This is a genomic window from Streptomyces sp. NPDC058864, from assembly GCF_042742985.1.
In the GTDB taxonomy this organism is placed as follows: Bacteria; Actinomycetota; Actinomycetes; order Streptomycetales; family Streptomycetaceae; genus Actinacidiphila.
In genome coordinates this window covers 1-25,445 of the sequence record NZ_JBHYMQ010000010.1, presented here as the reverse complement: position 1 = coordinate 25,445, position 25,445 = coordinate 1, and the positions used below count along the sequence as shown (strand labels likewise).

At 72.0% G+C, this 25,445-nt stretch carries 25 protein-coding genes; 16 read left to right on the top strand and 9 right to left on the bottom strand.

Features of this window, described 5'->3' with window-relative positions; translation table 11 throughout:
- Positions 1-79: 79 nt before the first annotated feature.
- Together ACFW3D_RS10590 and ACFW3D_RS10585 are read right to left on the bottom strand one after the other, a co-directional pair.
- Positions 80-415: a DUF3817 domain-containing protein gene (locus ACFW3D_RS10590; protein WP_500503564.1), complete on the bottom strand. Its 336-nt coding sequence runs from the start codon at positions 413-415 to the stop codon at positions 80-82.
- A 59-nt stretch (positions 416-474) separates the two neighbouring features.
- Positions 475-981 carry a MarR family winged helix-turn-helix transcriptional regulator gene (locus tag ACFW3D_RS10585; protein WP_319163135.1) on the bottom strand — a complete coding sequence of 169 codons (507 nt, stop codon included), beginning with the start codon at positions 979-981 and terminating at the stop codon, positions 475-477.
- A gap of 417 nt (positions 982-1,398) precedes the next feature.
- Between ACFW3D_RS10585 and ACFW3D_RS10580 the strand changes: the two genes are divergently transcribed.
- Entirely contained in the window at positions 1,399-3,024 is a 1,626-nt protein-coding gene (locus tag ACFW3D_RS10580) for a M4 family metallopeptidase (RefSeq protein WP_500503562.1), read from the top strand.
- Between the two features lie 96 nt (positions 3,025-3,120).
- On the opposite strand, the gene ACFW3D_RS10575 is transcribed toward ACFW3D_RS10580, so the two are convergent.
- Positions 3,121-4,344, bottom strand: a complete 1,224-nt coding sequence (locus ACFW3D_RS10575) for an MFS transporter (RefSeq protein ID WP_500503561.1) — start codon at positions 4,342-4,344, stop codon at positions 3,121-3,123.
- An 88-nt stretch (positions 4,345-4,432) separates the two neighbouring features.
- Here ACFW3D_RS10575 and ACFW3D_RS10570 point away from each other — a divergent pair, with 88 nt between their 5' ends.
- A complete protein-coding gene (locus tag ACFW3D_RS10570; protein WP_500503560.1) occupies positions 4,433-5,407 on the top strand; it encodes an ArsR/SmtB family transcription factor in 975 nt (324 codons plus the stop codon).
- 590 nt (positions 5,408-5,997) lie between these two features.
- On the opposite strand, the gene ACFW3D_RS10565 is transcribed toward ACFW3D_RS10570, so the two are convergent.
- Positions 5,998-6,291 carry an MTH1187 family thiamine-binding protein gene (locus ACFW3D_RS10565; protein WP_500503558.1) on the bottom strand — a complete coding sequence of 98 codons (294 nt, stop codon included), beginning with the start codon at positions 6,289-6,291 and terminating at the stop codon, positions 5,998-6,000.
- Positions 6,288-6,641: a DUF3817 domain-containing protein gene (locus ACFW3D_RS10560; RefSeq protein ID WP_500503556.1), complete on the bottom strand. Its 354-nt coding sequence runs from the start codon at positions 6,639-6,641 to the stop codon at positions 6,288-6,290. The genes ACFW3D_RS10565 and ACFW3D_RS10560 overlap by 4 nt, the downstream gene beginning before the upstream one ends.
- Before the next feature lie 204 nt (positions 6,642-6,845).
- Here ACFW3D_RS10560 and ACFW3D_RS10555 point away from each other — a divergent pair, with 204 nt between their 5' ends.
- From ACFW3D_RS10555 to ACFW3D_RS10535, 5 genes are all read left to right on the top strand, one after another.
- On the top strand, positions 6,846-7,673 hold the full coding sequence (locus ACFW3D_RS10555) for a DUF2127 domain-containing protein (RefSeq protein WP_500503554.1): 828 nt from the start codon (positions 6,846-6,848) through the stop codon (positions 7,671-7,673).
- Positions 7,674-7,676: 3 nt separating this feature from the next.
- Entirely contained in the window at positions 7,677-8,315 is a 639-nt protein-coding gene (locus ACFW3D_RS10550) for an AIM24 family protein (protein ID WP_500503552.1), read from the top strand.
- Positions 8,315-8,965 (top strand): AIM24 family protein, encoded by a 651-nt coding sequence (locus ACFW3D_RS10545; protein WP_499602445.1) that lies wholly within the window; start codon positions 8,315-8,317, stop codon positions 8,963-8,965. The genes ACFW3D_RS10550 and ACFW3D_RS10545 overlap by 1 nt, the downstream gene beginning before the upstream one ends.
- Positions 8,962-9,741, top strand: coding sequence for an AIM24 family protein (locus ACFW3D_RS10540; RefSeq protein WP_500503551.1), 780 nt, complete (start codon positions 8,962-8,964; stop codon positions 9,739-9,741). The genes ACFW3D_RS10545 and ACFW3D_RS10540 overlap by 4 nt, the downstream gene beginning before the upstream one ends.
- A gap of 64 nt (positions 9,742-9,805) precedes the next feature.
- Positions 9,806-10,282: a MarR family winged helix-turn-helix transcriptional regulator gene (locus tag ACFW3D_RS10535; RefSeq protein ID WP_500503548.1), complete on the top strand. Its 477-nt coding sequence runs from the start codon at positions 9,806-9,808 to the stop codon at positions 10,280-10,282.
- Positions 10,283-10,326: 44 nt separating this feature from the next.
- Here ACFW3D_RS10535 and meaB read toward each other — a convergent pair whose 3' ends face one another.
- Both meaB and ACFW3D_RS10525 read right to left on the bottom strand, forming a co-directional pair.
- Positions 10,327-11,283, bottom strand: a complete 957-nt coding sequence (gene meaB, locus ACFW3D_RS10530) for a methylmalonyl Co-A mutase-associated GTPase MeaB (RefSeq protein ID WP_500503546.1) — start codon at positions 11,281-11,283, stop codon at positions 10,327-10,329.
- Between the two features lie 179 nt (positions 11,284-11,462).
- Positions 11,463-12,638, bottom strand: a complete 1,176-nt coding sequence (locus ACFW3D_RS10525; protein ID WP_500503758.1) for an acetyl-CoA C-acetyltransferase — start codon at positions 12,636-12,638, stop codon at positions 11,463-11,465.
- Between the two features lie 172 nt (positions 12,639-12,810).
- Between ACFW3D_RS10525 and mce the strand changes: the two genes are divergently transcribed.
- From mce to ACFW3D_RS10490, 7 genes are all read left to right on the top strand, one after another.
- Entirely contained in the window at positions 12,811-13,239 is a 429-nt protein-coding gene (mce, locus tag ACFW3D_RS10520) for a methylmalonyl-CoA epimerase (protein WP_500503544.1), read from the top strand.
- 178 nt (positions 13,240-13,417) lie between these two features.
- The gene (gene scy, locus ACFW3D_RS10515; RefSeq protein WP_500503757.1) at positions 13,418-17,314 is read left to right on the top strand and encodes a polarized growth protein Scy; all 3,897 of its coding nucleotides are present in this window, start codon (positions 13,418-13,420) and stop codon (positions 17,312-17,314) included.
- Positions 17,315-17,417: 103 nt separating this feature from the next.
- Positions 17,418-18,350 carry a cellulose-binding protein gene (locus ACFW3D_RS10510; RefSeq protein WP_500503542.1) on the top strand — a complete coding sequence of 311 codons (933 nt, stop codon included), beginning with the start codon at positions 17,418-17,420 and terminating at the stop codon, positions 18,348-18,350.
- Between the two features lie 132 nt (positions 18,351-18,482).
- Positions 18,483-19,469: an ABC transporter ATP-binding protein gene (locus ACFW3D_RS10505; RefSeq protein WP_500503541.1), complete on the top strand. Its 987-nt coding sequence runs from the start codon at positions 18,483-18,485 to the stop codon at positions 19,467-19,469.
- A 1-nt stretch (position 19,470) separates the two neighbouring features.
- Positions 19,471-20,247 (top strand): ABC transporter permease, encoded by a 777-nt coding sequence (locus tag ACFW3D_RS10500; protein ID WP_500503539.1) that lies wholly within the window; start codon positions 19,471-19,473, stop codon positions 20,245-20,247.
- Positions 20,248-20,360: 113 nt separating this feature from the next.
- On the top strand, positions 20,361-21,614 hold the full coding sequence (locus ACFW3D_RS10495; protein ID WP_500503538.1) for an ABC transporter ATP-binding protein: 1,254 nt from the start codon (positions 20,361-20,363) through the stop codon (positions 21,612-21,614).
- Positions 21,611-22,486: an ABC transporter permease gene (locus ACFW3D_RS10490; protein ID WP_500503537.1), complete on the top strand. Its 876-nt coding sequence runs from the start codon at positions 21,611-21,613 to the stop codon at positions 22,484-22,486. The genes ACFW3D_RS10495 and ACFW3D_RS10490 overlap by 4 nt, the downstream gene beginning before the upstream one ends.
- 29 nt (positions 22,487-22,515) lie before the next feature.
- On the opposite strand, the gene ACFW3D_RS10485 is transcribed toward ACFW3D_RS10490, so the two are convergent.
- On the bottom strand, positions 22,516-22,839 hold the full coding sequence (locus ACFW3D_RS10485) for an Rv1322 family protein (protein WP_500503536.1): 324 nt from the start codon (positions 22,837-22,839) through the stop codon (positions 22,516-22,518).
- Positions 22,840-23,051: 212 nt separating this feature from the next.
- On the opposite strand from ACFW3D_RS10485, the gene ACFW3D_RS10480 reads away from it, so the two are divergent.
- Positions 23,052-24,077: an LLM class flavin-dependent oxidoreductase gene (locus tag ACFW3D_RS10480; protein ID WP_500503534.1), complete on the top strand. Its 1,026-nt coding sequence runs from the start codon at positions 23,052-23,054 to the stop codon at positions 24,075-24,077.
- 53 nt (positions 24,078-24,130) lie between these two features.
- Here ACFW3D_RS10480 and ACFW3D_RS10475 read toward each other — a convergent pair whose 3' ends face one another.
- Positions 24,131-24,523, bottom strand: a complete 393-nt coding sequence (locus ACFW3D_RS10475; RefSeq protein WP_018563511.1) for an SCO5389 family protein — start codon at positions 24,521-24,523, stop codon at positions 24,131-24,133.
- 186 nt (positions 24,524-24,709) lie between these two features.
- On the opposite strand from ACFW3D_RS10475, the gene nucS reads away from it, so the two are divergent.
- Positions 24,710-25,372 carry an endonuclease NucS gene (gene nucS / locus ACFW3D_RS10470; protein ID WP_500503532.1) on the top strand — a complete coding sequence of 221 codons (663 nt, stop codon included), beginning with the start codon at positions 24,710-24,712 and terminating at the stop codon, positions 25,370-25,372.
- Positions 25,373-25,445 lie beyond the last annotated feature (73 nt).

Sequence of the window (25,445 nt, the reverse complement as noted above, 5' to 3'; positions counted from 1 at the left end):
CTAGGACGTCCTAGTATTTGTCGACGGCGAATCCTCCCGTCCCGCGAGGGAGGGGAGGATCGCGCAGGTCAGGGAGGTGTCAGACCTTGACGGGTTCACCCGCGGGGGCCACCAGCGGGGCCACCTCGCGGCTCACCTTGCGCTCGACGAAGAACGCGGCGGTGGGGATCGTCCCGGCCAGCAGGACCCACGCCAGCTTCCCGAGCGGCCACTTCGCCTTGGAGCCCAGGTCGAAGGCGAAGACCAGGTAGAGGACGTACAGCCAGCCGTGGGCGATGCTGACGACCTTGGTGAAGCCCGCGGCGCCGTCGATCTCCAGCACGTACTTGGCGATCACGCCGATGGTCAGCAGCACCAGCAGCACACCCGTCACGTAGGCGAGCGCGCGGTACCGGGTCAGAACACTCTGCTTCATGCGGACGAGCGTAACCGGTGCGATTGCGGCGCTTCCCCCGGCCCCGGCCGTGGCGCGCGTCACTCCTCGAAGTCCCCCGCGGCTATGCGCAGCGGCCGGAGCAGGTCGAAGATCTCCGCGCACTCCTCGTCGTCGTACGCGCCGAGCCCGAACTTCATCCCCATCAGGTCCTCGGTGGCGGCCTCGCACACCTCGCGGCCCTTGGCGGTGATGGAGGCGAGCGTGCCGCGGCCGTCGTTCGGGTTGGGGCGCTTCGCGACGAAGCCGGCGGCGACCAGGCGGTCGACGGTGTTGGTGACGGAGGTGGGGTGCACCATGAGCCGCTCGCCGATCTTGGACATCGTCAGCTCGCCCTCCTTGCTGAAGGCCAGCAGCACCAGGGCCTCGTAGCGGGCGAAGGTCAGCCCGTACGGCTTGACGACGGAGTCGACCTGGGAGAGCAGGATCTGCTGCGCGCGCATGATCGACGTGATCGCGACCATCGAGGGCACGCGCCCCCAGCGCCGGGTCCAGATCTCGTCGGCACGGGCGATGGGGTCGAAGGGCAGGCTCAGCGGCTTGGGCACAGGCCCGAGCCTACCCGTCGGTCACATGCTGGGCAGCCGCGTCTCGCGGGGCGGGACGGCGCCATCCACCGGCGCCATGGTGCGGGTGATCGTACGCCGGGTTCCCGTCACACGTATTACCGCGGTGTTTCAGCCACACGGGCCGCGGATCGTGACCGGAAAGCCGCCCTCCCCGGGGAGGGTTTCCCCTACTCCTGGGACGGAGTTGTCACCCTTTGGGCCGGGAGGTGGCCGCATGGGCCGGGGCCGCCGCCGCGCGAACCGGCCAAAGGATGAAATGCACCTGTCATTCACCCGCCGTTCGGTGCGAGGCTCCTTGCCGCGCGGAACACCGCGCACCCCCCACACCACCCCGGTCACCCACACGCCCGGGGTCCTCGCCCGCCGCCCCCACGCGACGGGACCCAAGGAGTCACATTGCGCAAGAAGCTGGCAATCGGCACTCTCGCCGCCGCCTCGGCGCTCCTCGCCGGCGGCCTCCAGTCCTTCACCGCGAACGCCCAGGGCGCCCCCACCGCCCAGGGCATCGCCGCCTCCCACGCACAGGCCCTGTCCGACGCCCGCGGCGCGGCCGCCGGCCTCGCCGGGAGCCTGGGCCTCGGCGACCGCGAGCAGCTGACCGTCAGGGACGCCGTCGTCGACCCCGACGGCACCCGTCACCTGCGCTACGACCGCACCTACGCCGGTCTGGAGGTGCTCGGCGGCGACCTGGTGGTGCACCAGGACAAGAGCGGCGCCACCCGGTCCGTCTCGCGCGCGGTCACCGCGAGAATCGCACCCGCCACGCTCACGCCCTCGGTCACGGCCGCCGCCGCCCGGGAGAAGGCCGCGGCCACGGTCAAGGGCCTGCTGAAGACCCCGCTCGTCAAGGGCGAGGAGCCGCTGAAGGCGGTCGGGCAGGCCGCGGCCCCCGAGAAGGTCGTCTGGGCCGTCAGCGGCACGCCCCGCCTGGCGTACCGGACGGTGGTCCACGGCACCCAGGCCGACGGCACCCCGAGCGCGCTCAACGTCATCACCGACGCCGCCACCGGCGCCGTCATCCAGCGCTACGAGGGCATCCAGACCGGCAGCGGCACCGGCGTCCACGTGGGCTCGGTCCAGCTGACCACCACGAAGTCCGGCAGCACCTTCACGCTCAAGGACGCGAGCCGCGGCGGCATCTACACCACGGACCTGAACAACCGCACCAGCGGCACGGGGACCACCTTCTCCGACACCGACGACGTCTGGGGCAACGGCTCCGCCTCCAACCGCCAGTCGGCCGCCGTGGACGCGCAGTTCGGCGCGGCGGCGACATGGGACTTCTACAAGAACACCTTCGGCCGTTCCGGGATCCGCGGCGACGGCAAGGGCTCCCTGTCGCGCGCACACTACGGCAGCAACTACGTCAACGCCTTCTGGGACGACAGCTGCTTCTGCATGACCTACGGCGACGGCTCGGGCAACACCCACCCGCTGACCGCCCTCGACGTCGCGGGCCACGAGATATCCCACGGCGTCACCAGTGCCACGGCCGGCCTGACCTACTCCGGGGAGTCCGGCGGCCTCAACGAGGCCACCTCCGACATCTTCGGCACCATGGTGGAGTTCTACGAGAACCTGCCCTCGGACACACCCGACTACCTCATCGGCGAGAAGATCGACATCAACGGTGACGGCAGCCCGCTGCGGTACATGGACAAGCCGTCCAAGGACGGCGCCTCCGCCGACTACTGGTCGTCCTCGGTGAAGAACCTCGACGTCCACTACTCCTCGGGCGTGGCCAACCACTTCTTCTACCTGCTCTCCGAGGGCAGCGGCGCCAAGACCATCAACGGCGTGAGCTACAACAGCCCCACGAAGAACGGCTCGACCGTCACCGGCATCGGCCGCGCCAAGGCCGCCGCCGTCTGGTACCGCGCGCTGACGGTGTACTTCACCTCGTCCACCAACTACGCGAAGGCCCGCACCGCGACCCTGAGCGCGGCCAAGGACCTGTACGGCAGCGGCTCCGCCGAGTACAACGCGGTCGCCGCCGCATGGACCGGGGTCAACGTCAGCTGACCCAAGACCGGTTGACCCGACCGGTACCCCCATCACTCGTGGTGCCGCGGACCGCCCCATACGGTCCGCGGCACCACGAGCACGTGTTCCGGCCCCTCACGCGGCGCCGACGGCGGTCCCCCGCACCCGCGCCAGCACCACCAGCACGCACACCGTCCCCGCACCCGCCGCCACCGCCGTCACCACGTGCGGCGCCACGAACTCCGCGGCCGCACCCGCCACCGCCATCCCCAGCCCCTGGATCGTCATCAACCCCGCCGACTGCAACGTCATCGCCCGCCCCCGCAACCCCTCCGGCACCGCGGCCACGAACCACTGATCGAGACCCAGGGTGTAGGCGGCCGTCAGGCCCGTGATGAACATCGCGGCAACGGCCAGGGGCAGAGAGGGGCGCAGGGCGAAGAGCGCGTACGGGAGCAGCGAGCACGCGGCGAGCGGGACGGTGAGGCGGGCACGGGCGGCCGGGGGCAGGAAGGCGCCCGCGAGGAGTTCGCCGAGGACGGTGCCGACGGGCATCGCCGCCATGAAGAGGCCGAGGCCCGGGGTGCCCGCGCCGATGGAGTCGGTGTACGGGGCGGCGAGCGCCTCCGGGAAGACCACGAAGAACGGCTGGACCCAGCAGAGCAGCAGCAGGTACCGCACCCTGGGGTCCCGCATCAGCCGGCCGCTGCCGCCGGCGGAGCGAGCCGCGTCGCCGCCGCGTGCGGGGCGCCGCGCGGTGCCGAGGCGCAGCAGGAGGGCGGAGCCGAGGAAGGCCGCCACGGTGATCGCCAGCGCGGCCCGGGGCGGGACGAGGACCAGCAGGAACCCGCCGACGCCGAAGCCCACGATCTGAGCGCCCTGGGCGACCATGCGGATCAGGGACCGGCCCAGCACGAAGGTGTCGCCGGGCAGGATGTCGGCCAGGCTCGCGGCCCGGGTGCCGGTGAACACCGGGGCGATCATGGCCATCAGGCAGCGCAGACCCAGCAGGACCGCGATCGGCGTCCCGGGCAGCACCATCCCCGCCGCGCACAGCGCGCACAGCAGGTCGCACACGACGAGCACCCGGCGCGGCGGGAAGCGGTCGGCGACCCCGGCGAGCAGGGTGCCGCTCAGCGCGTACGGCACGAAGCCGAGCGCGAAGGTGAGCGCGGTCAGCAGCGGCGACCCGGTGAGCCGGAACACCAGCACGGACAGCGCGATCTCGGCGACCACGGTGCCCTGGAGCGACAGCACGTGCGCCGCGAAGACGGCCCGGAACTCCCGTACGGCGAAGACCGCGCGGTAGCCGCGCCCGGCGGCCGGTCCGGCCGCGGTGGTGTCGGTGTTCAGCGTCATGGGCGCAGCCTGGCGGCGGGGACGGGGCACGCCGTAGTGTTTCGGCTCCAGCCGAAAGTCGGGCCGAGTCGAGGGCGGGGGGTGTGCCGTGCCGTTCCGCATGCGCTTCGGACCGGACGACCTGCTGCGCTGCCGGTTCGCGCTCTCCCCGCTGTGGGAGACCGAGGGCGCGGTGCGCACCCTCAAGGAGCCCGGGCTGCAGGCGTACCACCTGCCCTGGCTGCGGCAGACCCGTGAGGCGGCCCGGGCGCTGGACCTCACCCCGCTGTGGCTGCTGATGCCCCGCCGCGGCCACAGCCCGGACTTCCTCTGCCCGCCCCCGCAGGGCCCTTCGGCCTCCATCGAGGACGAGCTCGCCCGGGTGCGGGCCACCGACCCCGAGGTCGCCCGGCAGGACCTGGCCCGTTCGCTGGCGGACACCCCGGGAGCCGCCGGGACCCCGCAGGGCCGGGCGATGCTGGCCGACCCGGCGCGCGCGGTGCGGGAGCTGGCGGACCTGTACGAACAGACCTGGGAGGCGCTGGTCGCCCCGTACTGGCCCCGGCTGCGCGCCGTGCTGGAGGCGGACATCGCCTTCCGTGCGCGGCGGCTCGCGGACGGCGGGCTGACCGGGCTCTTCGCCGACCTCCATCCCTCGCTGAGCTGGGCGGACGGCACCCTCACGCTGCACAAGCCGACGGAGCACGACCGGGACCTGGGCGGCGACGGCCTGGTCCTGGCGCCCAGCGTCTTCGTGTGGCCGGACCTGGCGGCGGGCTTCGACCCGCCCTGGCAGGGCACCGTCGTCTATCCGGCCCGCGGCATCGGCGGGCTGTGGCAGGCACCGCAGGCCGCCTCAGAGGCCCTGGTGCGGCTGCTCGGCGCCAACCGCGCCGCCATCCTCGGTGGCCTCGGCGAGCCGGCCACCACGACCGCGCTCGCCCACCGGCACGGCCTCGCCCTGTCGTCGGTGTCGGCGCACCTGGCGGTCCTGCGGGAGGCGGGCCTGCTCACCTCGCGCCGCTACGGCCACCAGGTGCTCTACGAGCGCACCCCGCTGGGCAGTGCGCTGGCCGGCGACTGACCGCCACGGCGCACCCGACGGTGTGGGGGGCGTGGCGGGGGTGAGCTGTTCGGCTGTCCCGCCGTCTCGCGCCCTCCGGGCGCAAAGCGGCGGGCTGCGGAGGGGAGGGTAGGGGCGACCCTCCTCGGCGTGTGCGGGTGGGTTCGTGGTGGGGGTTCGGGCTCCGGAGCGGACTGCGTTTCCGGTGCTTTGGGTCTCGTTGCCGTCCGCGGGTGCAGATGGCCGCTTCCACGCCTTCGCTGGGCGGTGGGCGCGCCAGCCGTAACCGGCGACTGCGGCTGATTCGGGGTGCTGCCGAAGGGCGGGCGGGAGATCGGGCCCGCTTTCGCCGACATACTCGGCGGAACAGGGCCCGATGTCGGGGAAGCACCCGCAGACGCAGGTCACGGCGGGCGCGCCACCCACGAACGGTGGGCGTCGCAACCGGCCACCTGCACCCGCGGACGGCGACGAGACCCCGCCACCGGACAGGCGAACCGCTCCGGCGCCTGAACCCCCGCCGAGGACCAACCCCGCACACCGCCGCGAAGGCCCGCCCCACCCTCCCCGTCCGCAGTCGGCGTCCTTCCGCGCCCGAAGGCGCGGCGGGGCTACTCCGCCAGGTGCCGCTCGACGGTCTCCACCTTGGACGTGAGCCCGTCGGTGACACCGGGGCGGATGTCGGCCTTGAGGACCACCGAGACGCGCGGCGCCCGGGCCTCGACGGCGGCGACGGCGCGCTTGACGACGTCCATGACCTCGTCCCACTCACCTTCGACGGAGGTGAACATCGCGTCGGTGCGGTTGGGCAGTCCCGACTCACGGACCACCCGGACCGCGTCGGCCACGTACGCGCCGACGTCCTCGCCGACGCCGAGCGGGGTGACGGAGAAGGCGACGATCATGCCTCGACCACGCCTTCCTTGAGCTCCTTGCGCGCGCGGGCCGCGATGACGCTGTCCTCGGCCTCACGGCGCAGCCTGCGCTCGGCGAAGAAGCCGCCGGTGGGCAGGACGGAGAGCAGGAAGTACAGCGCGGCGCGGCCGAGCGGCCACTTGGTGCGGTTCCAGGCGTCCAGCCAGAACAGGACGTAGAGGATGAAGAGGATGCCGTGGATCATCCCCATCACGGGGACCGCGTCGAAGTCCGTGGTGCGCTTGAGCACCGAGCAGACCAGCAGGAGCAGGAACGACACCGCTTCTGGGGCGGAGACCAGGCGGAGCCGGTTCAGGGCGGAGGCGGTCTTGGTGTCCACGGGACCTCACTATCGGGACAGGGACTGCGGTGGGCGTCGACACTGCGATCAGGATGTTTGTGAATGCGATCACAAGTGGTCCACCCATTATCACCCGGCCCTCCGGCCGCCCCGCCCCCGGGGCCCCCGGGGGAACAGGTGAACCATCGACGGGCCAAACGCGTCCCCCTCCACGACGAACCGCCCCCTCGAGGAAGAAACGGGATGAAGCTGGACTGGGACCGCCGCCACTGCGCCCGGCGCGGGCACATCACGTACGCGCCCGACGAGGCGCACCTGCGGGAGCGGCTGCGCGCCGACACCTCACAGGGGGAGGTCTGGCGCTGCCTGCGCTGCGGGGACTTCGCCCTGGGTCCGCCGCACGGCTCGGGTCCGGCCGACCGGGCCCCCGAGGTGCCGCGCGGCCGGGCGCTGCGGGACCTGTTCATCCTGCGCTTCCTGGCGGTCGAGCGGCTGCTGCGCGGGGTGTTCGTCGTCGTCGCGGCCTGGGCGGTGTGGCGGTTCAGCAACTCCCAGGACTCGGTGCGCCGGTTCTTCGAGGAGAACCTCACCGTCTTCCGTCCGGTCTTCCGGCACTTCCACTACGACCTCGACCACTCCCCCGTCGTGGACACCATCCGCCGCACCTTCGAGTACAGGCACTCGACGCTGCTGATCGTGGCTGCGGCGCTGCTCGCGTACGCCCTGATCGAGATCGTCGAGGCCGTCGGGCTGTGGGCGGCCAAGCGGTGGGCGGAGTACCTGACGGTGGTCGCGACCGCGGCCTTCCTGCCGCTGGAGGTCTGGGAGCTCACCGAGAAGGTGAGCTACCTCAAGATCGGCACGCTCGGCCTCAACGTCCTCGCCGTCCTCTACATCCTGCTGTCCAAGCGGCTGTTCGGGCTGCGCGGCGGTCACGCGGCCTTCGAGGCCGAGCGCCGCGGCGCCTCGCTGCTGGAGGTCGAGGAGGCGGCGGGAGCGCCGCACGGAACCGCTGGACAAAACGAGACGAGGACCCTGGTGACGGGTTCCTCCCGGACGGATACGGTCTGACCCGTGGCTCAGTTTCGATTGCAGGGCAGCAAGGTGCTCGCCGTGGACATGTCCGGCGACGCCGTGAAGGCGAAGAACGGCTCGATGGTCGCGTACGACGGCCAGATGAGCTTCAAGAAGATGTCCGGGGGCGGCGAGGGCCTGCGCGGCATGGTGACCCGCCGGCTGACCGGCGAGTCCATGGAGGTCATGGAGGTGCGGGGGCAGGGCACCTGCTACTTCGCCGACCGCGCGAGCGAGATCAACCTCGTGCGGCTGAACGGCGAGAAGCTCTACGTCGAGGCCAGCAACCTGCTGGCCACCGAGGCGGCGCTGCGCACCGGCACCACCTTCACCGGGCTGCGCGGCGCCTCGCAGGGCAACGGCCTGTTCACCACCACGGTGGAGGGCGTGGGCCAGGCGGCGATCACCTCCGACGGCCCGGCGGTGGTGCTCCGCGTCGCCCCCGGATTGCCGCTGCAGGTGGACCCGGGCGCGTACGTGGCCCACACCGGCAACCTCCAGCAGCACTTCCAGGCCGGCATCAGCTGGCGGACGGTGATCGGCGAGTCGGGCGGCGAGTCCTTCCAGATCCGCTTCGAGGGCGACGGCCTGGTGTACGTGCAGCCGAGCGAGCGCAACACCGTCGGGGGGCAGGTCTGATGCCGTTCACCCGCATCAACTCGAAGATGGTCGAGGCCCAGGTGCTGCCGGGCCAGCGGCTGTTCAGCCAGCGCGGCGCGATGCTGGCCTACCGGGGGAACGTCACCTTCACCCCGAACGTGCAGGGCGGACAGGGCGGCATCGGGTCGATGATCGGCCGCAGGCTCGCCAACGAGGCGACCCCGCTGATGACCGTCGAGGGCCACGGCTCGGTGATGTTCGGGCACGGCGGCCACCACGTGCACTGCGTCGACCTGACCGGCGACACCCTGTACGTCGAGGCGGACCGGCTGCTGGCCTTCGACGGCTCGCTGCGGCAGGGCACGATGTTCATGGGGTCCCAGGGCGGCGTCATGGGCGTCATCCGCGGCCAGGTCACCGGTCAGGGGCTGTTCACCACGACCCTGCAGGGCCAGGGCGCGGTCGCGGTGATGGCGCACGGCGGCGTCATCGAGCTGCCGATCACCCCGCAGCGCCCGGTGCACGTCGACCCCCAGGCGTACGTCGCCCACCGCGGTGACGTCCGCAACAAGCTGTCCACCGCGCTCGGCTGGCGCGACATGGTGGGCCGCGGCTCCGGCGAGGCGTTCCAGCTGGAGCTGTCGGGTCACGGCACGGTCTACGTACAGGCGAGCGAGGAGAAGCTGTGACCCCGAACGGACCGGTCGTCCACGACCCGTACACGCTGCCGGTCGACGACAACGTCAACCCGTACGCCTTCAGCGTCGACCTGAAGGGCCAGTGGTTCCTCCAGAAGGGGAAGATGATCGCCTACTACGGGCAGATCAGCTTCCACGGCATCGGCCACGGCGCCCTCGACGGGCTGATCCGCAGCAACTTCCACTCCCCGCTGCACGCCGCGGACTGGGTGGTCGCCGAGGGCCAGGGCAAGATGATCCTCGCCGACCGGGCGTTCGACGTGAACTCCTACGACCTGGAGGACGGCAACCTGACCATCCGGTCGGGCAACCTGCTGGCCTTCCAGCCGGGCCTGTCGCTCAAGCAGTCGATCATCCCCGGCTTCCTCACGCTGATCGGCACCGGGAAGTTCGTGGCGGCCTCCAACGGCGCCGTGCACTTCGTCGAGCCGCCGGTCCGCGTCGACCCGCAGGCCCTGGTGGGATGGGCGGACTGCCCGTCCCCCTGCCACCATTACGACCACGGGTACATGCGCGGCGTCCTGGGCGGACTGCGGGCGCTGACCGGCGTCGGCGGGACCTCCGGCGAGGAGCACCAGTTCGAGTTCGTCGGCGCGGGGCAGGTGCTGCTCCAGTCCACCGAGGTTCTCATGCCCGAGCAGGCCACGGGCGCGGTCCCGCACGAGGCCGGCGTCCCGGGCGGCGGCGCGGGCGTCCCGGGTGCGCCGCAGGGCGTGCCGAGGCTCCCGGGGCAGCTCGGGGACCTGCAGCGCCGCTTCGGTCTGTGACCCTACCGACACGTACCGGGACCCCGAATAATCCGGATTTCAACTTTCTGGGTATAATTCCAGCATGGAGACAGAGACCGGCACCCTTTGGCTGACCGCCGACGAGCAGCGCACCTGGCGCATCCACCTGGAGGTCAGCAAGCTGCTGACGCACCAGCTCGAACGGGACCTGCAGCCGTTCGGTCTGACCTACAACGACTACGAGATCCTGGTGAACCTCTCGGAGTCGCCCGAGCACCGCATGCGGATGAGCGACCTGGCCCGCGCCACCCTGCAGTCCAAGAGCCGGCTGTCGCACCAGATCAGCCGCATGGAGACCGCGGGCCTGGTCCGCCGCGAGAACTGCGAGTCGGACCGGCGGGGACTGTTCGCCGTCCTCACCGAGGACGGCTGGGAGACCATGCGCAAGGTCGCCCCGCACCACGTCGCCGCCGTACGGGAGCACTTCATCGACCTGCTCCCCGCCGAGGACCTGGCGGCCCTCCGCAGGGCCCTCAACCCGGTCGCGGACCATCTGCGCGCGGTGCGCGGCAAGGCCTGACCGCCCCTTCGCGGCCCGTGGGCCCGCGCCCCGAGGCGCGGGCCTCAGGCCTGCTCGGTGAGGCCCGCGACGAGCTCGTCCGCGGCGGCGTACGGGTCCAGGGCGCCGGCGACGATGCGCTCGGCGAGCGCGCCGAGACGGCGGTCGCCGTGGAGGTCGCCGATCCGCTCGCGCAGGGTGGTGACGGCGATGTGCTCGACCTCCAGGGCCGCGCGGCGCAGCCGGCGCTCCGCGAGCACGCCGTGCTCCTCCATCCAGGCGCGGTGCTTCTCCAGGGCCTCGACCACCTCGTCGATGCCCTCGGCGCGGGCGGCGACCGTCTTGACGATCGGGGGCCGCCAGTCACCCGGCAGGCGGGACTCGCCCAGGCCCAGCATGTGGTTGAGCTCGCGGGCGGTCGCGTCGGCGCCGTCCCGGTCGGCCTTGTTGACGACGTACACGTCGCCGATCTCGAGGATGCCCGCCTTCGCCGCCTGGATGCCGTCGCCCATGCCCGGGGCGAGCAGCACCACAGAAGTGTCGGCCTGCGCGGCGATCTCCACCTCGGACTGGCCGACGCCGACGGTCTCCACCAGGACCACGTCGCAGCCGGCCGCGTCGAGCACCCGGATCGCCTGCGGCGCGGCCCAGGCCAGACCGCCCAGGTGGCCGCGGGTGGCCATGGAGCGGATGTAGACACCGGGGTCGGAGGCGTGGTCGCTCATCCGGACCCGGTCGCCGAGCAGGGCGCCCCCGCTGAACGGCGAGGAGGGGTCCACGGCCAGCACGCCGACCCGCTTGCCGGCCCGCCGGTACGCCGAGACCAGCGCGGAGGTCGACGTGGACTTGCCGACACCCGGCGAGCCGGTCAGGCCCACCACGTACGCCCCGCCGGTCAGCGGCGCGAGCGCGGCCATCACCTCCCGCAGCTGCGGGGACGCCCCCTCCACCAATGAGATCAGCCGGGCGACCGCCCGCGGGCGGCCCTGCCGCGCCTGCTCCACCAGGGTGGGGACGTCCATCGCTCCTCATTTCTTTCCGGGCTCGGTTCGCCTCCGGTTCGCTCAGCCGCTGTCGACAGTCGACCGTGCTCGCCTGCTCGTTCCTCGCAGGCTCCGCGCTCCCCCAGCTACCGCTGGGAGGGGCCCCCATCTTCTCGACAGCGGCCGCTCCCCTTCGGCTCACTCGCCCACAGGTGGTGTTACTTGCCCGGCACGCGGATGATCAGGGCATCGCCCTGGCCGCCGCCACCGCACAGGGCCGCCGCGCCCACGCCACCGCCGCGGCGCTTGAGCTCCAGGGCCAGGTGCAGCACGATGCGCGCACCGGACATGCCGATCGGGTGACCCAGGGCGATGGCACCGCCGTTGACGTTCACCTTTTCAGGTGTCACGCCCAGGTCCTTCATGGACTGCACGGAGACCGCGGCGAAGGCCTCGTTGATCTCGATGAGGTCCAGGTCGCCCACGGACAGCCCGTCCTTCTTCAGGGCGTGCGCGATGGCGTTGGACGGCTGCGACTGCAGCGAGTTGTCCGGTCCGGCCACGTTGCCGTGGGCGCCGATCTCGGCGATCCACTCCAGGCCCAGCTCCTCGGCCCGGGCCTTGCTCATCACGACCACCGCGGCGGCGCCGTCGGAGATCTGCGAGGAGGTGCCCGCGGTGATCGTGCCGTCCCGGCTGAAGGCGGGGCGCAGCTTGGCCAGCGACTCGACCGTGGTCTCGGCGCGGATGCCCTCGTCCTTGGCGAAGACCACCGGCTCGCCCTTGCGCTGCGGGATCTCCACCGGGGTGATCTCGGCCTCGAACAGGCCGTTCTTCTGCGCGGCGGCCGCCCGCTGGTGGGACAGCGCGGCGATCTCGTCCTGCTCGGCGCGGCCGATGCCCAGTCGCGTGTTGTGCTTCTCGGTCGACTCGCCCATGGCGATGTTCTCGAAGGCGTCGGTGAGACCGTCGTACGCCATGGCGTCCAGCATCTGGACGGCACCGTACTTGAAGCCCTCGCGGGACTTCGGCAGCAGGTGCGGCGCGTTGGTCATCGACTCCTGGCCGCCGGCCACGACGACGTCGAACTCACCCGCCCGGATCAACTGGTCGGCCAGCGCGATGGCGTCCAGGCCGGACAGGCACACCTTGTTGATCGTCAGCGCCGGCACGCTCATCGGGATGCCGGCCTTGACCGCGGCCTGGCGGGCCGGGATCTGCCCGGCACCCGCCTGGAGCACCTGGCCCATGATCACGTACTGCACCTGGTCGCCGCCGATGCCGGCCCGGTCCAGCGCGGCCTTGATGGCGACGGCGCCGAGTTCGGCACCCGAGAAGGTGCGCAGCGAGCCGAGCAGCCGGCCCATGGGGGTGCGCGCACCCGCGACGATCACGGACGTTCGTGCCTGGCTGGTCATGACGCGGCCCCTTTGCACGGAGGGAAGGTTAACGATGGTTTTCGAGGGTGCTGTCAATGTACTGAGGGGTGGAGCCGGCGGTCACCCGGCAGACGGTGTGATCGCGCGCACGTTGCGTGACCATGCCGACCGGCGGTCCACTGGAGTCATGCTGACGCGAATCGACCACATCGGCATCGCCTGCTTCGATCTCGACAAGACCGTCGAGTTCTACCGTGCCACCTACGGCTTCGAGGTGTTCCACACCGAGATAAACGAGGAACAGGGCGTGCGCGAGGCCATGCTCAAGATCAACGAGACCTCCGACGGCGGGGCCTCCTACCTCCAGCTGCTGGAACCCACCCGCGAGGACTCCACCGTCGCCAAGTGGCTGGCCAAGAACGGGGAGGGGGTGCACCACATCGCCTTCGGCACGGAGGACGTCGACGCGGACGCGGCGGCCGTGCGGGACAAGGGCGTGCGGGTCCTCTACGACAGTCCGCGCAAGGGCTCCATGGGGTCGCGGATCACCTTCCTCCACCCCAAGGACTGCCACGGAGTGCTCACCGAGCTCGTCACCTCGGCCAAGGACCACTGACCGGAGACGACTCGCCCCGGTAGAGTGGCCTGGCGACCCCGGGGTGGGCTGGGGTACCTGCCCGCGCCTCGGCGTGGGATCGGACACAATTCTCCGTAAGGCTCCGCGGTGAACGGGGCCCCGGGGAATCTCACTCGGTTGGCGGGTGGGTACACCAGGAGACGGATGGGACCGCGGAGTGCGGGGCTACGACCGCTACGAGGTTGAGGACGACCACCTCTCGCAGTTCGAGGCCGAGATGGAGCGGCTTCGTAAGGAACGGGACAAGGTCGTCCAGCATGCCGAAGACCTCGGCTACCAGGTCGAGGTGCTGCGCGCCAAGCTGCACGAGGCGCGCCGCAACCTCGCGAGCCGCCCTGCCTACGACAACCTCGGCCACCAGGCCGACCAGTTGCTGCGCAACGCCCAGATCCAGGCCGACCAGCTGCGCGCCGACGCCGAACGGGAACTGCGCGAGGCCCGCGCGGCCACCCAGCGCCTGCTCCAGGAGCAGGCCGAGCACCAGGCCCGCGTGGAGGCCGAGTGGCACGCCGAGGCCGTCGGCCGGCGCCGCCGGCTGGACGAGGAACTGGCCGAGCGCCGCACCAACGTCGAGAGCCACGTCAACGAGAACGTGGCCTGGGCCGAGCAGTTGCGCGCCCGCGCCGAGTCGCAGGCCCGCCGGCTCATGGAGGAGACCCGCGCCGAGTCGGACGCCGCGCTGGCCGCCGCCCGCGCCGAGGCGCAGCGGATCGCCGAGGGCGCCCGCGACCGGCTGGAGTCCGAGTCATCGACCGCCCGCGCCGAGGCCGAGCAACTGCTGCGCCGGGCCCGCGCGGACGCCGAACGGCTGCTGAACGCCGCGGCCAGCCAGGCCCAGGAGGCCACCACCCAGGCCGAGCAGCTGCGTGCCTCCACCCAGAGCGACGCCGACAACGCCCGCACCCAGGCCGGCGAACTCTCCCGTTCGGCCGAGGAGAAGCTGCGCGAGGCCGACGAGAAGCTGCGCGAGGCGCAGAGCGAGGCCGACCGGCTCCGCGAGGAGGCCTCCGCCAACGCCGCCAAGCGGCTGGCCACCGTCGACGCCGACAACGAGCAGCGCACCCGTACGGCCAGGGCCGAGGTGGCCCGGCTGGTCGCCGAGGCGACCAAGGAGGCGGAGTCCGCGAAGGCCGAGGCCGAGCAGATCCTCGCCGACGCCAACGCCGAGGCCGAGCGGCTGCGCAGCCAGGCGCAGGAGACCGCCAAGTCCGAGGCGGCCGAGGATGCGGCGGCGGCCCTCGCCAAGGCGGCCCGGACCGCCGAGGAGGTCCTGAACAAGGCCACCGAGGACGCCCGTGCCACCACCCGCGCGGCGAGCGAGGAGGCCGAGCGCATCCGCCGCGAGGCGGAGACCGAGGCGGACCGGCTGCGCGGCCAGGCCGAGGAGTCGGCCGAGGAACTGCTCGGCACCGCCAAGGACGACACCAAGGAGTACCGCGCCAAGACGGTCGAGCTGCAGGAGGAGGCCCGCAGGCTGCGGGGCGAGGCCGAGCAGCTGCGCGCCGAGGCGGTCGCCGAGGGCGAGCGCATCCGCGGCGAGGCACGCCGTGAGGCGGTGCAGCAGATCGAGGAGGCGGCCCGGTCCGCCGAGGAGCTGCTGACCAAGGCGAAGGCGGACGCCGCCGAGCACCGGCAGAAGGCCACCGCCGACTCCGAGAAGGTCCGTACCGAGGCGATCGAGCGCGCCGCGGGCCTGCGCAGGCAGGCCGACGAGCTGCTGGAGCGCGCCCGGGGCGAGGCCGAGCAGGTCCGCACCGAGGCCGAGCAGCAGGCGGAGCAGGTCCGGGAGGACGCCGAGGGCGCCGGCGTGCTGCTGCGCGAGGAGGCCGAGCGGGCCGCCCAGCGGCTGCGCGACGAGGCCGAGGCCGATCTCGTCCGGCTGCGCGAGGAGGCCGAGCGCCGCATCACCGCGGCCGAGGACGCGCTGCGCGAGGCCCGCACCGAGGCGGAGCGGCTGCGCCGCGAGACCGCCGAGGAGGCGGCCACGCTGCGCACGGAGGTCGCCGAGCGGGTCCGCGGGCTGCAGGAGCAGGCCGAGCAGGAGACGGTACGGCTGCGTGACGAGGCCGCCGCCGACGCGTCGCAGACCCGGGCCGAGGCCGAGCAGCTCGCCGTACGTCTGCGGGGCGACGCCGCCGCCGAGGCCGAGCAGCTGCGCACCGAGGCGCAGGAGACCGCCGACCGGGTCCGTGCCGAGGCGCAGGAGACCGCGGGACGGCTGCGGGCCGAGGCGGCCGAGGCGCTGTCCGCCGCCCAGGAGGAGGCCACGCGGCGCCGCCGGGAGGCCGAGGAGCTGCTGGGCGCGGCCCGCGGCGAGGCCGAGCAGGAGCGCGCGCAGGCCGGCCGTGAGGGCGAGGAGCTGCTCGCGTCCGCCCGCAAGCGGGTGGAGGAGGCCGGCGCCGAGGCGGAGCGGCTGGTCGCCGAGGCCGAGCGGCACGCGGCCGAGCTGGTCGGCGCGGCCGAGCAGACCGCCCAGCAGGTACGCGACTCGGTCAACGGGCTGTACGAGCAGGCCGAGGAGGAGATCACCGGGCTGCGCTCGGCGGCCGAGCACGCCGCGGAGCGCCTGCGGTCGGAGGCCCAGGAGGCCGCGGACCGGCTGCACGCGGACGCCAACGCCGAGCGCGAGCGCGCCACCGAGGACTCCCAGCGGATGCGCCGCGAGGCGCAGGAGGAGGCCGAGGAGGCCCGCCAGCTGGCCGACCGCACGGTCGGCGAGGCGATCGACGAGGCCGACCGGCTGCGGGCGGAGACCCGCGACGAGGCCAACCGCCAGCGGGTGGAGGCCGCCGAGCAGGCCGACCGGCTGCTCACCGAGGCCATCGAGGAGTCCGACCGGCTCCGCGCCGATGCCGCCGCACGGGCCGAGGAGACCGTGGGCAAGGCGGAGCGCGACGCCGAGCGGCTGGGCATCCTCGCGAAGGACGCCCTCGACTCCGCCGAGCGCGACGCCGAGGAGCGCCGCCGCGCGGCCGAGGAGTCGCTGGGCACCGCCGAGGCGGAGTCCCGCCGCATCCTGGACGAGGCGCGCGACGAGGCCAACAAGCGCCGTACAGAGGCGGCCCAGCAGGCCGACCAGCTGATCACCAAGGCCCGCGCCGAGGCGGAGCGGCTGGGCATCCTCGCCAAGGACGCCCTCGACTCCGCCGAGCGCGACGCCGAGGCGGCCCGCGCGGAGTCCGACCGGATCCGGGACGAGGCGCGCGAGGACGCCAACAAGCGCCGCGCCGAGGCCGCGGAGCAGGCGGACCAGCTCATCTCCCAGGCGCAGGGCGAGGCCCTCAAGATCGGCACCGCCGCGGAGGAGCAGGCCGACACGATGGTCGGCGCCGCCCGCAAGGAGGCCGACCGGATCGTCGCCGAGGCCACCTCGGAGGGCAACGGCATGGTGGAGCGGGCCCGCACGGACGCCGACACGCTGCTGGAGGAGGCCCGCAGGGACGCCACCGCCATCCGCGAACGTGCGCAGGAGCTGCGGCAGCGCGTCGAGGCCGAGGTCGAGGAACTGCACGAGCGGGCCCGTACCGAGTCGGCCGCCACGATGAAGTCGGCGGGCGAGCGGGTCGACAAGCTGGTCGAGGCCGCCACGGAGCAGCTGGAGAAGGCGGAGGCCAGGGCCCGCGAGCTGGTCACGGACGCCGAGGCCAGGGCCGAGGAGACGCGGTCCAACGCGAGCGCCGAGGCGAGCAAGGTCCGCATCGCCGCGGTGAAGAAGGCGGAAGAGCTGCTCAAGGGTGCCGAGCAGAAGAAGAACGACACGGAGCGCGAGGCGGAGCGGGTGCGCAGCGAGGCCCGTGTCGAGGCCGAGCGCATCGTGACCGAGGGCAAGAAGGAGCTCGAGGTGCTGAGCCGGCGCCGCCAGGACATCAACGCGGAGATCACCCGTGTGCAGGATGTCCTCGAGGCACTGGAGTCATTCCAGCAGCCGGGCGACGGGGGAAAGGGCAACAGTCAGAACGCCACGCAGAACGGTAAGAACACGGTCACTGCTGGTGCAGCGGCCGGTACGACCCGGACAGGGAGCAAGCGGTCCGACGATGCGCCACTCGATTGAGCGGTCATTGTGCACAGTTACTGGACAGTGACTGTAAGACACGCCGCTTGGGCCCCTAGGATTCCCCCTATCACCCCACCCGGTCTGAATTGACAGGAACCCCATGAGCGACACTTCCTCCCCCTTCGGCTTCGAGCTCGTGCGGCGTGGATACGACCGCGGGCAGGTGGACGACCGCATCACCAAACTCGTCGCCGACCGTGACAGCGCACTGGCGCGGATCAACGCGCTGGAGAAGCGCATCGAGGAACTCCACCTCGAGACCCAGAACGCGCAGGCCCAGGTCAACGACGCGGAACCGTCCTACGCCGGTCTCGGCGCGCGCGTCGAGAAGATCCTCCGCCTCGCCGAGGAGGAGGCGAAGGACCTGCGCGAGGAGGCCCGCCGGGCCGCCGAGCAGCACCGCGAACTGGCCGAGTCCGCCGCCACCCAGGTGCGCAACGACGCCGAGTCCTACGCCTCCGAGCGCAAGGCGAAGGCCGAGGACGAGGGCGAGCGGATCGTCGAGAAGGCCAAGGGTGAGGCCGGCCAGCTGCGCGCCGACGCGCAGAAGGACGCGCAGGCCAAGCGCGAGGAGGCGGACGCCCTCTTCGAGGAGACCCGCGCCAAGGCCGCCCAGGCCGCGGCCGACTTCGAGACCAACCTGGCCAAGCGCCGCGAGCAGTCCGAGCGCGACCTGGCGTCCCGTCAGGCCAAGGCCGAGAAGCGCCTGGCCGAGATCGAGCACCGCGCCGAGCAGCTCCGCCTGGAGGCCGAGAAGCTGCGCACCGACGCCGAGCGCCGCGCCCGCCAGACGGTGGAGACCGCACAGCGCCAGGCCGAGGACATCGTGGCCGACGCGAACGCCAAGGCCGACCGCATCCGCAGCGAATCCGAGCGCGAGCTGGCGGCGCTCACCAACCGCCGCGACAGCATCAACGCGCAGCTGACCAACGTCCGCGAGATGCTGGCCACGCTGACCGGTGCGGCGGTCGCCGCGGCCGGCGCCCCCGCCGACGACGAGCCCGTCTCGCGCGGCGTCCCGGCCCAGCGCTGACGCTCCGCGCCGCCCCTGGCACACATCGGGCCCCCCGCCTCCCCGGCGGGGGGCCCGTTCGTGACCGGGGAGTGCAAACGGGGGCGGGAATTCCGCGTGCATCGCGCGCCGCGGCCAAATAGTGTATGCGGCATGATCGAGCTGCAGGGGCTGACCAAGCGGTACGGCGACAAGACCGCGGTGGACGACCTCACCTTCACGGTGCGTCCGGGGGTGGTCACCGGCTTCCTCGGCCCCAACGGGGCGGGCAAGTCGACGACGATGCGCATGATGCTGGACCTGGACAATCCGACCAGTGGCAGCATCCGCATCGACGGCAAGCACTACCGCGAGCTGCACGAACCGCTGAAGCACATCGGGGCGTTGCTCGAGGCCAAGGCCATCCACGGCGGCCGCACTGCGTACAACCACCTGCTGTGCCTGGCCCAGTCCAACCGCATTCCGGCCCGCCGGGTCGACGAGGTGCTGGAGGTCGTCGGTCTCGCGCCCGTCGCCAAGAAGCGTTCCAAGGGGTTCTCCCTCGGCATGGGACAGCGTCTCGGCATCGCCGCGGCGCTGCTCGGCGATCCCGAGATCCTGATGTTCGACGAACCGGTCAACGGACTGGACCCGGAGGGCATCCACTGGATCCGCAACCTGATGAAGGGGCTGGCCGCCCAGGGTCGCACGATCTTCGTCTCCAGCCACCTCATGAGCGAGATGGCGCTGACCGCCGAGCACCTGATCGTGATCGGTCGCGGGAAGCTGATGGCGGACACGACGATGGCGGACTTCATCGCCGAGAACTCCCGCTCCTACGTGCGCGTCCGCACCCCGGAGCCGGAGAAGTTCAAGGACGCGCTGGCGGCCGCGTCGATCACCGCGGTGATCGGCGACGAGGGCGCCTTCGAGATCGAGGGCACGGAATCCGCCAAGATCGGTGAACTCGCCGCCCGGAACCAGCTGGTGCTGCACGAGCTCAGCCCCCAGCAGGCCTCCCTGGAGCAGGCGTTCATGCAACTCACCGCCGAGTCGGTGGAGTACCACGCCGGTGAGCCCGCGGCGGAGGCCGGCGAGGCCGCGGCGCCCGCACCCCAGTGGGGCGCCGCCTGGAACACGAACACCGGAAAGGAAGCCTGACATGGCAGCGACCACCGCTGTTCTGCAGTCGGAGTGGACCAAGGTCAGGACCGTCCGGTCGACCGTGTGGACGCTGGCGTCGGCCGCCGTCCTGACCATCGTCATCAGCGGCCTGTTCTGCCTGCTCTTCCGTACCCAGTGGGACACCATCGAAGAGGGCGCCCGCGCCCAGTTCGACGCCACCAGCCAGAGCCTGTCCGGTCTCTTCCTCGGTCAGCTCGCGCTGATCACCTTCGGCGTGCTGATCATCTCCAGCGAGTACAGCACGGGCATGATCCGGGCCTCGCTCTCGGCGGTGCCGCAGCGCGCGACCTTCTACCTCTCCAAGGTCGCCGTCGCCGCCGGCATCACCTTCGTCCTCGGGGTGATCGTCAGCTTCGTCTCCTTCTTCATCGGCCAGGCCGTCCTCGGCGGTGACCTCGACACCTCGATCAGCGATCCGGGGGTACTGCGCGCGGTCTTCGGAGCCGGCCTCTACATGACGCTGATGGTGCTCTTCGCGGTCGGCGTCGCGACGATGCTGCGCAGCCCGATGGTCTCACTGGGCATCCTCATCCCCTTCTTCTTCCTGATCTCCGGGATCCTCTCGGCCGTGCCGGGCGCCAAGGACGTGGCCCGGTACTTCCCCGACCAGGCCGGCAGCAAGATCATGCGGGCCACTATCGCCCCGGACGACCCCGCCCCGTACGGCGCGTGGGGCGGACTCGGCATCATGGCGCTGTGGGTGATCGTGGCGCTGATCGGCGGCTACGCGCTGCTGAAGAAGCGGGACGCCTGACCGCTCCAGGGCAATTCGGGCCTCACGGGGCGGGAACCGTTCCCGCCCCGCTAGCCTCCTAATCCTCATGGGGGCGAGCGCCGCCCCGCGGACTGTGCGTCGAGGGGCGGAGCATGATCGAGGCAGTCGGCCTCACCAAGACCTACGGCAGCAAGACGGCCGTGTACAACCTGTCGTTCCAGGTGCGGCCCGGCATGGTGACCGGCTTCCTGGGGCCCAACGGCTCCGGCAAGTCGACCACGATGCGGATGATCCTGGGCCTGGACACCCCGACCGCGGGACGGGTGACGATCGGCGGGCAGCCGTTCCGGCAGCTGCCCAACGCCCCGCGCCGGGTGGGCGCGCTGCTCGACGCCAAGGCCGTGCACGGCGGGCGCAGCGCGCGCCAGCACCTGCTGTGCCTGGCTCAGTTGTCCGGGATCCCGGCCCGCCGGGTGGACGAGGTGCTCGGCGTGGTGGGCCTGCAGGAGGTCGCGGGCAAGCGCTCCAAGGGCTTCTCGCTCGGCATGGGGCAGCGCCTCGGCATCGCGGCTGCGCTGCTGGGCGACCCCGAGGTGCTGCTCTTCGACGAACCGGTCAACGGACTGGACCCGGAGGGCATCCACTGGGTGCGTCATCTGATGCGCAAGCTCGCCTCGGAGGGCCGTACCGTCTTCGTCTCCTCGCACCTGATGAGCGAGATGGCGCTCACCGCAGACCACCTGATCGTGATCGGCCGCGGGCAGTTGCTGGCCGACATGAGCGTCAAGGACTTCATCGCCGGCAACTCCACCGGCTTCGCGATGGTCCGCACCCCGGACGTGGCCGCGGACCGCGAGAAGCTGTCCAAGGCACTGACCGAGGCGGGCGCACAGGTACAGCAGGAGCAGGACGGCGCGCTGCGCGTGACCGGTCTGGAGCTGCCGCGGATCAGCGACCTCGCGCACGAGGCCGAGGTACGGCTGTGGGAGCTCTCGCCCCACCAGGCCTCGCTCGAGGAGGCCTACATGCGGCTCACCAACGGCGCCGTGGACTACCGCTCCACGGCCGACCCGCGGCAGGGCCTGCAGCAGCCCGCCGGTGCGCCGGCGCCCGGCGGCTGGGGCACGCCGCCGCAGGCGCCGTGGCCGCAGCCCGCAGCGCAGCAGCCGCCGTACGGGTACGGCTACGGGCACCCGCAGCCACAGCCCCCGGTGCAGCCGTACGCTCCGCCGGTGCCGCCGGGCCCCGGCGCGGCAACGACCGCACCCGTGAACCCCTACGCGCAGCCGCCGGTCCCGCCCGGCACGCCCGTGCCGCCGGCCGCACCGGCCGCAGCCGCGGCGCCGGCGGCGCCCGCCGTCCCGCCCGCCCCGCAGCCGACCCAGCCCGTCGAGGACGCCCGATGACCGCCCCCGTGCAGATCCCGGCCCCGCAGTTCTCCTCCGCCCTCCCGGTGCAGCGGACCCATCTCGGCCACGCGTTGAAGTCCGAGTGGACCAAGATCCGTACGGTGCGCTCCACGCTCTGGACGCTCGGCGTGATGCTGGTGCTGATCCTCGGCATCAACCTGCTCGTCGTCGGCCTGGCCTCGACCGACAACGTCTCCGACCCGGTGCTCGGCTTCGGCCTGTTCGGGGTGCTCCTCGGCCAGCTCTGCGTCATGACCCTCGGTGTGCTGGTGATCAGCTCCGAGTACGGCACGGGCATGATCCGCACGACCCTCACCGCGTGCCCCCAGCGCGGCCGGGTGCTCACCGCGAAGGCGATCGTCTTCTTCGCGCTGACCTTCACCGTCACCACCGTGGCCTGCGCGCTCACCGCGCTGATGAACTACGCCACCTTCGGCGGCAAATCGGTGGGCGACGACACCTACGTGTACCAGAGCTCCCGGCTCGTCGTGGAGAACGGCCTCACCACCGCCAGCGGCACCCAGTGGCTCGGCGCCACCGTCGGCGTCGGTCTGTACGTTGCCCTGCTCGGGCTGCTCTCGCTGGCCGTGGGCGCACTGCTGCGGCACTCCGCGGGCGCGATCACCACGATGATGGGCGTGGTCCTGCTGCCGCTGATCATCGCGATCTTCATGCAGTCGGACAACCTCCGCAAGGTGCAGGAGAAGCTGATCGAGTACTCCTCCCCCAACGCCATCGCGTCGCTCTACCAGATGCCGATGCTGGAGAACGGCGACGCCGACGGCGTGCGCCAGTTGGTCGTGCTCGCCGTCATCACGGCCGTCGCCCTGGGCGCGGCCTACGCCGCGCTCACCAAGCGCGACGTCTGACCCGGGGCACCGGGCTTCACGACCCCCGTTCAGTACCGGGGGGCGTTGCGGGACCGCTGGGGCCGAGTGCCCCGGCGGTCCCTCGCGTTCCAGCAGGCGGTGTGCCAGTGGCGCCGGTCCTCCACGCCGCCGTACTCCGGCCAGGCCACCAAGTGGCCGACGCCCTGCGGGATCTCCTGGTCGCAGCCGGGGCAGCGGTAACGCTTGCCGCCCGTGCTCCCCGCCAGTTGGCGGACGGTCCACTGCTCTCCCTGCCAGCTCTCCACGCGCTCCGGGCCTCGGGCCGGTCCGGCCTCGGGAGGCTCCTCGGCTCTGCCGGCGGCGCCTTGCGGGCGGTTTCGGCGCGGGGACACGGGCACACACCTCATGCGGTTCGGGGGACTCGGGCCGCTTCCCAGCGTACGCGTAGCGCGCACGGTGCCGGGTACCCGGTCGGGTGTCCCCCATTCCGGCCATCACCTAGAAAATCATGAAATCGCGGTGGTCGGGCCGTGCCTTTGGCACGTGTCAGGCGTTAATGCCAGTAGGGGAGCCGTGTCGGCCACCGAGGAAGGTGTGAAGCACGATGCGTGTCGGTACTTTCGTCCTCGCCGCCCAGTTCCCGGGGCAGGGACCGGGGGAGGCACTGCACCGAGCGGTGCGGTCCGCGGAGGCGGCGGAGAAGGCCGGGCTGGACTCCGTATGGCTGGCGGAGCACCACTTCGTGCCGTACGGCGTGTGCCCGTCCGCAGTGACGCTCGCCGCGCTGCTGCTGGGCAGGACGCGCCGAATCGGGATCGGGACGGCCGTGAGCGTACTGCCGACCGCGCATCCCGTGGCGCTCGGGGAGCAGGCGGCGCTGCTGCACATCACCTCGGGCGGCCGTTTCACGCTGGGCGTGGGCCGCGGCGGTCCCTGGGTGGACCTGGAGGTCTTCGGCGCCGGACTCGCCGCCTTCGAGAGCGGTTTCCCCGAGTCGCTCGACCTGCTGCTGCGCTGGCTGCGCGAGCCCCGTGTGGCGGCCTCGGGTGAACGATTCGCCTTCCGCGAGGTCGATGTCGTGCCGCGGGCCGACGAGTTCGAGGCGCCCGGCGGGCCGCCGGTCGTCGTCGCCTGCACCTCGCCGGCCAGTGTCCGGCTCGCGGCACGCAGGGGCCTGCCGATGCTGCTCGGCATGCACTGCGGCGACGAGGACAAAGCTGCCATGGTCGCAATGTGGCAGGCGGAGGCGCGCGATGCGGGGCTTTCACCCGAAATGGTGGCCGCGGCGGAACATGTGTCCGCGGGCGTCGTACAGATCGCGGACCGCCGTGCGGACGCGGTGGAGAGCCTCACCAAGGCGATGCCCGGATGGCTCCAGCGGGGCCTCGCCGCGCACCGCACCGTCGACGGCCGGCCCCGGACGATGCGCGATCCGCTCGCCTACACCGAACTCCTCTGCGACCTCCACCCCGTGGGCCCGCCGGCGCTGTGCGCCGACCGGCTGGCCGCCACCGCCGAGCGGACCGGCATCCGCCGCTTCGCCCTGCTCGTCGAGGGCTCGGGCGATCTCGCGGCCACCGAGGAGAACGTGGCGCGGCTCGGCAGCGAAGTGCTCCCGCAATTGGCCTGATTGAAACCTGAAAGAGCAGTGGTGCGACCAATGGCGGGAGCACCCTGCCCGGTTCAGCAGTCCCGCAGTTCCGGGGACTGGTTCAGCAGCTGTGCACGTACGGAGGTGAAGGTGGCGTAACGCCCGTCGACCGCCGGGTCCAGCGGGAACACCGCGACCCGGTGGCAGTTCTGGAACGCCAGCCGGACCCCGAAGTGCCGCTGCAGGGCCCCCCGTATCGCGTCACTCGCCAGGGCGCGGAGCAGTTGCCCGCGCGCGTGCTCGTCCGGCGGGGGTACCTGGTTGTCGGCGAACTCGCCGCCGTCCACCTTGAGTTGTGCCGCCAGAGAGCTGATCATGTCCCATGCGTAAGGCAGGGAGGTCCGGACGCAGTCGACGAATTCCCGTTCGTCGACCTCGCCTCGCTCGGCCTGTTCGAGGAGGGCCGGTGAGACGTCGAGCGACATGAGTACTCCTCTCGTGACCCCCCTGTCCGAGGAGTCAGACGGACTACGGAGAGAAGCCGCCCAGAGTTCTCCCGCACGACGGCCTCCACCCACAACCGTAGGCGGAGAGGTCCCATGACACTAGGCGGGAGCGCTCACAACAGGCCATTTTCCGACCGCGCCCGGTAGCGAGTAACGTTGCCGACCATGCGTCTCGTCATCGCCCGCTGCTCCGTGGACTACGCGGGCCGGCTCTCCGCCCATCTGCCGTCGGCGACCAGGCTGCTCCTGGTCAAGGCCGACGGCAGCGTCTCCGTCCACGCCGACGACCGTGCCTACAAGCCGCTGAACTGGATGTCGCCGCCCTGCACGCTCAAGGAGGGCGAGGACGGGGTCTGGACGGTCACCAACAAGGCCGGCGAGCAGCTGATCATCACCATCGAGGACGTGCTGCACGACTCCACGCACGAACTCGGCGTCGACCCCGGCCTGATCAAGGACGGCGTCGAGGCCCACCTCCAGGAGCTGCTGGCCGACCGCATGGAGGTGCTCGGCGAGGGCTGGAGCCTCGTCCGGCGCGAGTACCCGACGGCCATCGGCCCGGTGGACATCCTGTGCCGGGACGGGTCCGGCACCACCGTCGCGGTCGAGATCAAGCGCCGCGGCGAGATCGACGGCGTCGAGCAGCTCACCCGCTACCTCGAACTCCTCAACCGGGACCCCCTGCTGGCGCCCGTGAAGGGCGTCTTCGCGGCCCAGGAGATCAAGCCGCAGGCGCGGGTCCTCGCCACGGACCGCGGCATCGACTGCGTCGTCCTCGACTACGACGCGCTGCGCGGCATCGAGGACGACAAGCTCCGCCTCTTCTGACTGACGCCGTCCTCTCCCCCGCCGCATGGGCGGGCAGCACCACGGCGCGGCCGCGGGGGGCGACCCCCCCGGC

What these genes read in the sequence shown, in the direction of transcription:
- ACFW3D_RS10590 (WP_500503564.1), bottom strand. Translation starts at nt 415, where the DNA reads ATGAAGCAGAGTGTTCTGACCCGGTACCGCGCGCTCGCCTACGTGACG.
- ACFW3D_RS10575 (WP_500503561.1), bottom strand. Translation starts at nt 4,344, where the DNA reads ATGACGCTGAACACCGACACCACCGCGGCCGGACCGGCCGCCGGGCGC.
- ACFW3D_RS10565 (WP_500503558.1), bottom strand. Translation starts at nt 6,291, where the DNA reads ATGATCGTCGCCTTCTCCGTCACCCCGCTCGGCGTCGGCGAGGACGTC.
- ACFW3D_RS10555 (WP_500503554.1), top strand. Translation starts at nt 6,846, where the DNA reads ATGAAGCTGGACTGGGACCGCCGCCACTGCGCCCGGCGCGGGCACATC.
- ACFW3D_RS10545 (WP_499602445.1), top strand. Translation starts at nt 8,315, where the DNA reads ATGCCGTTCACCCGCATCAACTCGAAGATGGTCGAGGCCCAGGTGCTG.
- ACFW3D_RS10535 (WP_500503548.1), top strand. Translation starts at nt 9,806, where the DNA reads ATGGAGACAGAGACCGGCACCCTTTGGCTGACCGCCGACGAGCAGCGC.
- meaB (WP_500503546.1), bottom strand. Translation starts at nt 11,283, where the DNA reads ATGGACGTCCCCACCCTGGTGGAGCAGGCGCGGCAGGGCCGCCCGCGG.
- mce (WP_500503544.1), top strand. Translation starts at nt 12,811, where the DNA reads ATGCTGACGCGAATCGACCACATCGGCATCGCCTGCTTCGATCTCGAC.
- ACFW3D_RS10510 (WP_500503542.1), top strand. Translation starts at nt 17,418, where the DNA reads ATGAGCGACACTTCCTCCCCCTTCGGCTTCGAGCTCGTGCGGCGTGGA.
- ACFW3D_RS10505 (WP_500503541.1), top strand. Translation starts at nt 18,483, where the DNA reads ATGATCGAGCTGCAGGGGCTGACCAAGCGGTACGGCGACAAGACCGCG.
- ACFW3D_RS10500 (WP_500503539.1), top strand. Translation starts at nt 19,471, where the DNA reads ATGGCAGCGACCACCGCTGTTCTGCAGTCGGAGTGGACCAAGGTCAGG.
- ACFW3D_RS10495 (WP_500503538.1), top strand. Translation starts at nt 20,361, where the DNA reads ATGATCGAGGCAGTCGGCCTCACCAAGACCTACGGCAGCAAGACGGCC.
- ACFW3D_RS10490 (WP_500503537.1), top strand. Translation starts at nt 21,611, where the DNA reads ATGACCGCCCCCGTGCAGATCCCGGCCCCGCAGTTCTCCTCCGCCCTC.
- ACFW3D_RS10480 (WP_500503534.1), top strand. Translation starts at nt 23,052, where the DNA reads ATGCGTGTCGGTACTTTCGTCCTCGCCGCCCAGTTCCCGGGGCAGGGA.
- ACFW3D_RS10475 (WP_018563511.1), bottom strand. Translation starts at nt 24,523, where the DNA reads ATGTCGCTCGACGTCTCACCGGCCCTCCTCGAACAGGCCGAGCGAGGC.
- nucS (WP_500503532.1), top strand. Translation starts at nt 24,710, where the DNA reads ATGCGTCTCGTCATCGCCCGCTGCTCCGTGGACTACGCGGGCCGGCTC.